The following is a 10,666-nucleotide window of genomic DNA, read 5'->3' as shown; positions in this document are numbered from 1 at the left end:
AAAGTTTCCAGAACCGAAGTTCTGTCGCACTTCATTAAACGCCCACGCTTATCGGCTGTTAATTTTTAAAGATCATCCGCATCAAACGCGCCTTGCGCTGTTTGCATCGCTGCGAATCGTTTTGTTCGTCAGCAGCAGAGAAGCGAGATTATGTAGCAGTTAGTTCATCGCGTCAACTACTTTTTTGCGATTCGTTTTAAATTTTTTCGTCTTCGCTTTTACTGCCTGCTCGACTACTTTCATTTAAAACGTACTTCAAACTGCTTCACTACTCACCTGCTTCGCCCACCTTCGTCGCTTTGTTTTTCAACTTCGCTTCGTGTGTCGCGTCAGCAGGGGGCGAACTATAGCAACGCTCCCCACACCGCGCAAGCACTTTTTGAAAAATATTCGAAAATAATTTAGCCAAGCCGGGAACCCAGCATGGTCGATGCCACGCAAACCCTTGCCCGGCATGGCTTTGAGCTCAAAATCTGGAAACAGAGACCCTACAAACAAAAATGGCCGCCCTGGCGGGCGGCCATTTTTCATCTTATCTATTCAGGCATTCTTGAAGACTGCCGGCCGCTTTTCCAGGAAGGCTTTCATGCCCTCCTTCTGGTCTTCCGTCGCAAAGCAACTATAGAAGAGTGCGCGTTCATACCGGATGCCATCGGCCAGGCTGCTCTCAAAGGCCCGGTTGACGGAATCCTTCACCATCATCGCTACCTGACGCGGCATCTCGGTAATGGCCACTGCCGCCGCCATCGCCTCTTCCATCAGCTTGTCTGCGGGAACGATGCGCGACACCAATCCGGCGCGCTCGGCTTCCTGCGCATCCATCATGCGCGCCGTCAGCGCCATGTCCATGGCCTTGGCCTTGGAAACGGCACGTGGCAGACGCTGCGTGCCGCCGGCACCGGGAATGATGCCCAGCTTGATTTCCGGCTGACCGAACTTGGCGTTGTCGGCGGCAATGATGAAATCGCACATCATCGCCAGCTCACAGCCGCCACCGAGCACGTAGCCGGCCACCGCCGCAATGACCGGCTTTCGGATGCGACGCACGGTTTCCCAGTTACGGGTAATGAATTCCCCGTTGAAGACGTCCATATAGTCATAGCCCGCCATCACGCTGATATCGGCGCCGGCGGCAAATGCCTTCTCGCTGCCGGTGACGATGACGCATCCGATCTCATCCTGGGCATCGAATGCCAGCAGGGCCTCGCCCAATTCGATCATCAGCGCATCGCTCAGTGCGTTGAGCGCCTTGGGGCGGTTCAGGCGGATCAGGCCAACCTGGCCGTGAGTCTCAACCAGGATGTTTTCGTAGCTCATGTAGGTCTCCTTCTTATGGATGAATCGGGGGAACCGCCCGGACGTGGCACAAACCCGGTACGGCGATGTGCAAGAATAAGCCAAAAATAATGAGGAAGTCCGACCTGGCGCAATGACTGCCGATAATTTCATGCGGGCAAGGCGGCACCAGACTATATTGGAGTCATCTAACCAACGTCACGCGTGAACCCAACTTCATCGACAAGGAGGCCTCCATGTTCAAGACCATACTCGTGCCCACCGACGGCTCCGAACGTTCGGACAAGGCCATCGCCACCGCAGTGGATTACGCCAGGCACTGCGGCGCCCGCCTCATCGGCATCTCGGTCGCAGAACCGTATCCGTTCTCTCCACTGGCCGAGAGCTCGATGGCGATCGATCCCGCCCTCTATGAGGAAAACGTCAAGACCCTGGCCAACCAGCACATCAAGAAAATCTCGGATGCCGCTGCAGCAGCCGGCGTGCCATGCCAGACCGAGATCGTCATGTCCTTCAACCCGGATGAGGAAATCATCAAGGCCGCCCAGCTTCATGGCTGCGACGCCATCTTCATGGCATCGCACGGTCGCAGCGGGCTCTCGCGCATGTTCCTCGGCAGCAAGACCCAGAAGGTACTGGCCCACTCCACCATTCCGGTGCTGGTACTGCGCTGACTGGCCCCTTCAACGGAAAAAGCCTGGTCCATCTCCGGACCAGGCTTTTTTATTACTTCGAGGAAATCTGAAGTTCAGTTACCACCAGGCGGATTCATCCCCTTAGGCAGCAGCACCCACATCATCCCGCGCTGCTTCATCGAGCCCGCGCGGTCCTCGGCTTCGTCGCCAAAGCCCCAGAAGTAGTCTGCGCGCACCACGCCGCGAATGGCACCGCCAGTATCCTGTGCCACCACCAGGCGCTGGAGCGGCCTATCGCTATTGGGAAGGGTCGTTGCCAGGAAGACCGGTGCACCCAGCGGGACGTGCTGCGGATCGATAGCGATCGAGCGCTGCGGCGTCAGCGGGATACCCTGGGCGCCCTTCGGCCCCTTGGACGGATCGGGCAGCTTTTCCTCCTTGAAGAAGACATAGCTGGGATTGGCGTTGAGCAACTCTTCCTTGCGCGCCGGATTTGCCTGGACCCAGGCCTTGATGTTCTGGGCCGACGCCTGGGACAGCTCCATCTCTCCCTTGTCCACCAGATAGCGGCCTATGGATTTATAAGGGCGGCCATTCTGGTCAGCATAGGCCAGGCGAATGGTCTCGCGTGACTCCGGCAGATAGACCCGGCCGGAGCCTTGTACCTGCAGGAAGAAGGCCTCCACTGGATCATCCACCCATACGATCTCCTTCCCAGCCAGATTATTGCCCTGCATCAGCTCGGCGCGGGTGGGATAGGGCACTACCTTGCGCCCCACCACCTTGCCGCGCAGGCGCAGGTTCTTCAATTCCGGATAGACGCTGGCCATGTCGATGGTCAGCAGGTCGTCCGGCGCCTGGTACAACGGCGTCTGGTAAGGCCCGGCACGACGGCGTGAGCCACGCAGCAGCGGCTCGTAATAACCGGTGACCAGACCGGTATCGGTCCCGTCCGGGTTGAACAGCTGGTAAGGCGTGAAATAGGTCTCGAAATACTGGCGCAGGAAACCGAGGTCGCCGGCATTGACCTGTTGGGCTGCACCACAGGCGGCGCGCCACTCCGGCTTGCGGATTAGCACCGAGCAGGAAGACTGCAAGGCCGGCCAGGCCTCGCGCAGGTCATCATTACCCCATCCCGGCAGCTGCGAGAAGGTGGTGGCGCGCATGGTCGGCCCCGGCTGGGCGGTCGGCTTGGCCGGCGGCTGGCTCACGGGCGGAGTGGTCAGCGGCGTGGTCTGGCAGGCCGCCAGCAGGACGGCGACCGAGACTGCCAATGCGGGTACACTGAGGCGCCTGAGCGAGGCCAGGCTGAAGGAACGATTCAAGCGATTCAAACGATTCAATGACATCGGAGACAAATTCATGTTGTGGTTGATCCTGGAGGCCTGCGCCGCCTTCTTTCTGCTGGTCTTCATCGTCTGGTGGACCATGTTCTCGGGCCGCAAGGAAAAGAACGGCAGGCCAGTCACCCGGCAACAGCAGGCGCAGCAGCAGGCACGAGAGCAGACAGACAGCGACCAGCGCTGAAAAATCCGCTGGACACCTCCAAAACCTTCATTTCAATGCAGCGTGCGCGGAAGGGAAAGGACGAACTCGGGAATCCGGGCGTCGAACTGTTCGCCATCCTCGGCCACGCAGAAGTATTCGCCGTGCATGCTGCCCTGCGGCGTCTTGAGCGAGGTACCGCTGGTGTATTCGAACTGTTCGCCCGGTTGCAGGAAGGGCTGATGGCCTACCACACCCAGCCCGCGCACTTCCTCGACGTGGTTGTTGGCATCGGTGATCACCCAGTGGCGCGAGATCAGCTGGGCCGGCACGGTGCCGGTGTTGGCGATGGTGATCGCATAGGCGAACACGTAGTGCGAACGCGATGGATCGGATTGTTCCTCCAGGTACTGGGTCTTGACCGTCACCGTGAACTCGTACGCTGCCATGGGATTTTTCCTGTGTTGTCGTTATGTCGGGCCGCGCATGAAGAAAACTCGCAGCGACCATCCCCGATTGCACACGAATTCGTCACGCAGCGCAAGCCGCAACGTTCCGTCAGCGCGTCAGCGCCCGGCGACAGGGTAAAATAGCAGCTTTGCCGCCTCCGTGCCGAGCGCCGGGGCCGCCGTCGATTCAGCCATCCTTTCTTTACAGCCATGCCGACCTATCGTATCGCCCCCAGCATCCTGTCCGCCGATTTCGCCCGTCTGGGTGAAGAAGTGCGCAATGTCGTCGCCGCCGGCGCCGATTTCATCCACTTCGACGTGATGGACAACCATTACGTGCCCAACCTGACCATCGGCCCGCTGGTGTGCGAAGCGATCCGCCCGCATGTACAGGTCCCCATCGACGTGCACCTGATGGTCAAGCCGGTGGACCGCATCATCCCCGACTTCGCCAAGGCCGGCGCCAACCTGATCACCTTCCACCCGGAAGCCTCCGAGCACATCGACCGCTCGCTGCAACTGATCCGCGACAACGGCTGCAAGGCCGGCCTGGTGTTCAACCCCGGCACGCCACTGCACTATCTGGATCACGTCATGGACAAGCTGGACATGGTCCTGATCATGTCGGTGAACCCCGGTTTTGGCGGCCAGTCCTTCATTCCCGAAGCGCTTAAGAAGATCGCCGAAGTGCGCCGCCGCATCGATGAATCCGGCCGCGACATCCTGCTGGAAGTCGATGGCGGCATCAAGGTCGAGAACATCGCCGCCGCCGCCCGTGCCGGCGCCGACACTTTCGTGGCCGGCTCCGCCATCTTCGGCAAGCCCGACTACAAGGCCGTGATCGACGCCATGCGCGCCGAACTGGCGCAGGTCTGAGCCCGCCCCTTCTGCCTTTGTCCCAACCCGCCACCCATTGACGAACCGACCACGAGGTTTCCCGCGCACATGAGCAAGCTGACCAACATCAAAGCCGCCATCATCGACCTCGACGGCACCATGCTGGACACCGCAGCCGACTTCCATGTCGCAGTCAACCGCATGCGTGCGGAGTTGGGCCTGACGCCCCTGTCGCAGGAAACCATCGTCAACTTCGTCGGCAAGGGAACGGAAAACCTGATCCGCCGGGTACTGGCCGTGGACTATGCCGAAGACGAAGCGGCGCAATACTTCCAGCAGGCACTGGATGCCTATACCGAGCAATACCTGGCCATCAACGGTGACTACTCCTCGCTCTACCCGGGCGTGCTCGAAGGCTTGCAGGCCATGCGCGAGAAAGGCCTGCGCCTGGCCTGCGTGACCAACAAGCCGCTGGCATTCGCCGTGCCGCTGCTGGAAAAGAAGGGCCTCTCCGGCTTCTTCGAGATCGTCTATGGCGGCGACTCCTTCCCCAGGAAGAAGCCCGACCCCATGCCGCTGTTGCAGGTATGCGAGGATTTCGCCCTGACCCCGGCCCAGGTGGTCGCCATCGGCGACTCCAGCAATGACGCCCAGGCCGCCCGTGCAGCGGGATGCCGTGTCCTGAATGTTCCGTATGGATACAACCACGGTGAATCTATACACGACGTCGATTCGGATGGTATAGTTTCGACGCTTGTAGAAGCAGCGCAGCAAATCTCGGTGGATTGACACCCTGTCAGCCACCGGTCGATAGACCAAAGATCGAACCGCGACCCCACATCCATGTTTCGCAACAACAAACGTACCGCACAAACTACAGCCGCCCCTGAGGCCTGGCTGTGGCGACGCTGGCAATTCCAGGCTCAGTGATTGACGCCTGGACCTGGCCGCACCTGCGCGCCGGGTCGTTTGTTGTAGTACCGCATCCCCTGCATTTCCCGCAATTCAAACAACGACACCGCTGACGAGAGTCCGCACCTGTCCACGTGCTTCGTGTGCATCGCGCTCATTGCGCCTGCGCGCCGCCCGGTGGCCAGCGCCGCGTACCCTACAATGGCGGTCTGGAGTGAAACATGACCGAACTCGAATTCAAATCGCTGGCCACCGAAGGCTACAACCGCATCCCCCTGATCGCCGAAGCCTTCGCCGACCTGGAAACCCCGCTGACGCTCTATCTCAAGCTGGCCCAGAGCCACAACACCGGCAAGAACACCTTCCTGCTGGAGTCGGTGGTCGGTGGCGAGCGCTTCGGCCGCTACTCCTTCATCGGCCTGCCCGCCTCCACCAAGATCCGCTGCAGTGGCAAGCAGATCGAGGTCCTGAAGAATGACGTCGTCATCGAAACCGCCGAAGGCAATGCGCTGGAGTTCATTGCCGAATACCAGTCCCGCTTCAAGGTCGCCATCCGCCCCGGCATGCCGCGCTTCTGCGGCGGCCTGGCCGGATACTTCGGCTACGACGCCGTGCGCTACATCGAAAAGCGCCTGGAAGACAGCGCCCCGCCCGATACCCTGGGCCTGCCCGACATCCAGCTGCTGCTGACCGAAGAACTGGCAGTCATCGACAACCTCTCCGGCAAGCTCTACCTGATCGTCTACGCCGACCCCACCCAACCGGAAGCCTTCTCCCGCGGCCGCCAGCGTCTGCGCGACCTGCGCGCCATGCTGCGCCGTCCTGCCGATGCGCCGGTCACCACCGGCTCGGTGCGCACCGAGACCATCCGCGAATTCCCCAAGGATGAATATCTCAAGGCTGTGGCCCGCGCCAAAGAATACGTGATGGCCGGCGACCTGATGCAGGTGCAGATCGGCCAGCGCCTGAAGAAGTCCTATGTCGATTCGCCGCTGATGCTGTACCGCGCGCTGCGTTCGCTGAACCCCTCGCCCTACATGTACTTCTACAACTTCGGCGACATGCAGATCGTCGGCGCCTCGCCGGAAATCCTGGTGCGCAACGAATCCATCGGCGAAGGCCAGAAGAAGATCACCATCCGCCCCCTGGCCGGCACCCGACCGCGCGGCTCCACCATCGAGCGCGATGAACAGCTGGCCCGCGAACTGCTGGCCGACCCCAAGGAAATCGCCGAGCACGTCATGCTGATCGACCTGGCCCGCAACGACATCGGCCGCATCGCCACCACTGGCAGCGTCAGGGTCACCGACCAGATGGTCATCGAGAAATACTCCCACGTACAGCACATCGTCTCCAACGTCGAAGGCATCCTCAAGCCCGGCATGTCCAACCTGGATGTGCTCAAGGCCACCTTCCCCGCCGGCACCCTGTCGGGTGCGCCCAAGGTACGGGCCATGGAAATCATCGACGAGCTCGAACCCAGCAAGCGCGGCATCTACGGCGGCGCCTGCGGCTATCTCTCCTTCGGTGGCGAGATGGACGTGGCCATTGCGATTCGCACCGGCGTCATCAAGGATGGCACGCTGTACGTGCAAGCCGCCGCCGGCATCGTGGCCGACTCGGTGCCGGAAATGGAATGGGAAGAAACCGAAAACAAGGCGCGCGCCGTATTGCGTGCCGCTGAACAAGTGCAAGACGGCCTGGACGGAGAAATCTAAATGCTGCTGATGATCGACAACTACGACTCCTTCACCTACAACCTGGTGCAATACTTCGGCGAACTCGGCGAGGAGGTCCTGACCATCCGCAATGACGAGATCACGCTGGATGACATCAAGAAGCTCAATCCCGAGCGCATCTGCCTCTCCCCCGGCCCTTGCAGCCCCAAGGAAGCCGGCATCTGCGTAGACCTGTTGAAGGAATTCTCGGGCAAGCTGCCCATCCTGGGTGTCTGCCTCGGCCACCAGGCCATCGGCGAAGCCTTCGGCGGCAACATCGTGCGCGCCAAGCAGGTCATGCATGGCAAGACATCGAAAATCGCCCATACCGGCGTGGGCGTCTTCAAGGACCTGCCCTCGCCCTACACCGTGATCCGCTACCACTCGCTGGCCATCGAACGCGCCACGCTGCCGGACTGCCTGGAAGTGACCGCCTGGACCGATGACGGCGAGATCATGGGCGTGCGCCACAAGCAGTTCGAGCTGCAAGGCGTGCAGTTCCACCCCGAGTCCATCCTTTCCGAGCACGGCCACGCCCTGCTGAAGAACTTCCTGACCGGCAGCGCCCACGGCTGAGGCCGCGCCGGGACCACAACACCAAAAAGAGACCAGACATGCCTATCACCCCGCAAGAAGCGCTGTTGCGCTGTATCGAACACCGCGAAATCTTCCACGACGAAATGCTGACCCTGTTCCGCCAGATCATGGGCGGCGAGATGTCGCCGGTCATGATCGCCGCCCTCACCATGGGCCTGCGTGTGAAGAAGGAAAGCATCGGCGAGATCGCCGCCGCCGCGCAGGTCATGCGCGAATTCGCCACCAAGGTGCCGATGGCCGACACCACCGGCCTGCTGGACATCGTCGGCACCGGCGGCGACGGCGCCCACACCTTCAACATTTCCACCGCCTCCATGTTCGTGGCCGCCGCTGCCGGCGCACGCGTGGCCAAGCACGGCGGGCGTAGCGTGTCCTCCTCCTCGGGCAGCGCCGACGTGCTCGAAGCCCTGGGCGCGGACATCAACCTGCAACCGGAACAGGTGGCGCAATCGATCGCCCAGAGCGGCATCGGCTTCATGTTCGCGCCCAATCACCACGCCGCCATGAAGCACGCCGCCCCGGTGCGCAAGGAGCTGGGTGTGCGCACCATCTTCAATATCCTCGGCCCGCTGACCAATCCGGCCGGCGCCCCCAATATCCTGATGGGCGTGTTCCATGCCGACCTGGTCGGCATCCAGGTACGCGTACTGCAACGCCTGGGCGCGCAACACGCCATCGTGGTCTGGGGGCGCGACAACCTGGACGAAGTCACCCTGGGCGGTGCCACCATGGTGGGCGAGCTGGTCAATGGCGAGATCCGCGAATATGAAATCCACCCGGAAGACTACGGTCTGTCCATGTTCGCCAGCCGCAACCTGCAGGTGGCGAACTCGACCGAGTCCAAGGAGAAGATCTTCGAAGCCCTGCGCGGGGAACCCGGTCCGGTGCACGACATCGTACTGATCAATGCCGCCACCGCCCTGTATGCAGCCGGCGTGGCCCCCTCGATTGCCGATGGCCTGGCCACCGCGCGCGCCACCATCGCCTCCGGCGCCGCCCGCGCCAAGCTGGACCAGTTCGTGCAAGTCACGCGCCAGCTTGGCGGCAAACACTAATCCGACAAGGAAGCCCATGTCCGACATCCTCAACAAGATCCTCGACGTCAAGGCCGAGGAAATCCGCATCGCGCAAAAGCAGCGCGACCTGGCCAGCCTGCGCCGCGACGTCGAAACCGACAGCGAACTGCGCTCCGAACTGCGCAACTTCGAAGCCAGCCTGCGCGACAAGATCGCCAACGGCCAGGCCGGCGTGATTGCCGAGGTCAAGAAGGCCTCTCCCTCCAAGGGCGTGATCCGCCCCGACTTCAAGCCTGCCGAGATCGCCGTCAGCTACGCCACCCACGGTGCGGCCTGCCTGTCGGTCTTGACCGACGAGCAGTTCTTCCAGGGTTCACCCGACTATCTCAAGCAGGCCCGCGCAGCCTGTGCGCTGCCGGTCCTGCGCAAGGATTTCATGGTCGATCACTATCAGATCTACCAGGCCCGCTCCTGGGGCGCCGATGCCATCCTGCTGATCGTGGCCGCCCTGGACCACGGCCTGATGGCCGACATGGAAGCCTGCGCCCACGAACTGGGCATGAGCGTGCTGGTGGAAGTGCACGACCGCGCCGAACTGGATGCGGCACTCAAGCTCAAGACCCGCCTGCTGGGCATCAACAACCGCAACCTGCGTACCTTCGAGACCACGCTGGACACTACGCTGGGCCTGCTGCCGCGCATCCCGCCGGAGAAACTGGTAGTCACCGAGTCGGCCATCGCGACCCCGGACGACGTCAAGCGCATGCGCGACGCCGACGTCCACGCCTTCCTGGTCGGCGAAGCCTTCATGCGGGCGCCGGAACCGGGCGTCGAACTGGCACGACTGTTCGCCTGAACTGATCTTCGCGTGCAGGAAAAAACCTCGCCCGGTGCAAACCGGTGCGAGGTTTTTTTTGCTCTCGGGGAGGACGCAGATCAGGCTGCGAAACCGCCGTCGATGGTCAGGTTCGCGCCGGTGATGTAACCCGATTCCGGACCGGCGAGATAGGCCACGAAGCTGGCGATTTCCTCGGCCTTGCCGTAGCGCGGCAGGGCCATCAGGCCGGTCAGAGCGGCAGCGAAGTCACCGCTGGCCGGGTTCATGTCGGTATCGACCGGACCGGGCTGCACATTGTTGACGGTGATGCCACGCGGACCCAGGTCGCGTGCCAGGCCCTTGGTCAATCCCACCAGGGCCGACTTGCTCATCGCATACACGGCGCCGCCGGCGAAGGGGATGCGTTCGGCGTTGGTGCTGCCGATGCTGATGACGCGACCGCCGTCGCCCATGTAGCGGGCGGCTTCCTGGGTGGCGACGAAGACGCTGCGCACGTTCACGGCGAGGGTGCGGTCCAGATCTTCCAGCTTGAATTCATCGATCGGGCCCATGGCCAGCACACCGGCATTGTTCACCAGGATATCGAGACGACCGAAGGTTTCTGCAGCCAGGCGAATGGCTTGCTGCAGCGCGGTCGCGTCCGAGCTGTCGGCCTGGATGGCCAGGGCGCGGCCACCGGCGGCTTCCACGCTGCTGACCAGGGCTTGCGCCTTGTCCGGCGAGCTGACGTAGGTGAAAGCCACGGTGGCGCCTTCGGAGGCCAGACGCTGCACGATGGCTGCGCCAATGCCGCGCGAACCGCCCTGGACGAAGGCAACCTTGGACACCAGGGTGTTATGGGAAGTCGTAGTGATTTGCTTGGTCATGATCTTGCTCCTTGGAT

12 protein-coding genes are annotated in these 10,666 nt (G+C 61.9%); 8 read left to right on the top strand and 4 right to left on the bottom strand.

The features are described 5' to 3' along the window. Positions 1-540: 540 nt before the first annotated feature. Positions 541-1,317: an enoyl-CoA hydratase gene (locus HWE04_RS18330; RefSeq protein ID WP_241813304.1), complete on the bottom strand. Its 777-nt coding sequence runs from the start codon at positions 1,315-1,317 to the stop codon at positions 541-543. 215 nt (positions 1,318-1,532) lie between these two features. Between HWE04_RS18330 and HWE04_RS18325 the strand changes: the two genes are divergently transcribed. Then, positions 1,533-1,970, top strand: a complete 438-nt coding sequence (locus HWE04_RS18325) for a universal stress protein (protein ID WP_006465094.1) — start codon at positions 1,533-1,535, stop codon at positions 1,968-1,970. Between the two features lie 74 nt (positions 1,971-2,044). On the opposite strand, the gene mltA is transcribed toward HWE04_RS18325, so the two are convergent. Next, on the bottom strand, positions 2,045-3,295 hold the full coding sequence (mltA, locus tag HWE04_RS18320) for a murein transglycosylase A (protein ID WP_241813303.1): 1,251 nt from the start codon (positions 3,293-3,295) through the stop codon (positions 2,045-2,047). Here mltA and HWE04_RS18315 point away from each other — a divergent pair. After that, positions 3,294-3,458, top strand: coding sequence for a hypothetical protein (locus HWE04_RS18315; RefSeq protein ID WP_166758470.1), 165 nt, complete (start codon positions 3,294-3,296; stop codon positions 3,456-3,458). The genes mltA and HWE04_RS18315 overlap by 2 nt on opposite strands. Before the next feature lie 32 nt (positions 3,459-3,490). Here the strand turns inward: HWE04_RS18315 and apaG are convergent, their stop codons facing one another. Next, on the bottom strand, positions 3,491-3,865 hold the full coding sequence (gene apaG, locus HWE04_RS18310; protein WP_006465097.1) for a Co2+/Mg2+ efflux protein ApaG: 375 nt from the start codon (positions 3,863-3,865) through the stop codon (positions 3,491-3,493). A 210-nt stretch (positions 3,866-4,075) separates the two neighbouring features. Here apaG and rpe point away from each other — a divergent pair, with 210 nt between their 5' ends. The 6 genes from rpe (at position 4,076) to trpC (ending at position 9,801) form a co-directional block, all read left to right on the top strand. Next, complete coding sequence (gene rpe / locus HWE04_RS18305; protein WP_006465098.1) at positions 4,076-4,741, top strand: ribulose-phosphate 3-epimerase; 666 nt, start codon at positions 4,076-4,078, stop codon at positions 4,739-4,741. A 69-nt stretch (positions 4,742-4,810) separates the two neighbouring features. Continuing rightward, on the top strand, positions 4,811-5,491 hold the full coding sequence (locus HWE04_RS18300; RefSeq protein WP_241813302.1) for a phosphoglycolate phosphatase: 681 nt from the start codon (positions 4,811-4,813) through the stop codon (positions 5,489-5,491). A 344-nt stretch (positions 5,492-5,835) separates the two neighbouring features. Further along, the gene (trpE, locus tag HWE04_RS18295; protein ID WP_241813301.1) at positions 5,836-7,332 is read left to right on the top strand and encodes an anthranilate synthase component I; all 1,497 of its coding nucleotides are present in this window, start codon (positions 5,836-5,838) and stop codon (positions 7,330-7,332) included. Further along, complete coding sequence (locus tag HWE04_RS18290; protein ID WP_077235926.1) at positions 7,333-7,908, top strand: aminodeoxychorismate/anthranilate synthase component II; 576 nt, start codon at positions 7,333-7,335, stop codon at positions 7,906-7,908. Between the two features lie 38 nt (positions 7,909-7,946). Further along, positions 7,947-8,984: an anthranilate phosphoribosyltransferase gene (trpD, locus tag HWE04_RS18285; RefSeq protein ID WP_077235927.1), complete on the top strand. Its 1,038-nt coding sequence runs from the start codon at positions 7,947-7,949 to the stop codon at positions 8,982-8,984. A 16-nt stretch (positions 8,985-9,000) separates the two neighbouring features. After that, complete coding sequence (gene trpC, locus HWE04_RS18280; RefSeq protein WP_241813300.1) at positions 9,001-9,801, top strand: indole-3-glycerol phosphate synthase TrpC; 801 nt, start codon at positions 9,001-9,003, stop codon at positions 9,799-9,801. An 80-nt stretch (positions 9,802-9,881) separates the two neighbouring features. Here trpC and HWE04_RS18275 read toward each other — a convergent pair whose 3' ends face one another. Beyond that, a complete protein-coding gene (locus HWE04_RS18275) occupies positions 9,882-10,649 on the bottom strand; it encodes a 3-oxoacyl-ACP reductase family protein (protein WP_241813299.1) in 768 nt (255 codons plus the stop codon). Positions 10,650-10,666: the final 17 nt, after the last annotated feature.

This window comes from Herbaspirillum sp. C7C2, from assembly GCF_022627865.1.
GTDB lineage: Bacteria > Pseudomonadota > Gammaproteobacteria > Burkholderiales > Burkholderiaceae_D > Herbaspirillum > Herbaspirillum frisingense.
The sequence above is the reverse complement of the archived record's forward strand: the minus strand, read 5'-3'. Positions and strand labels throughout refer to the sequence as shown.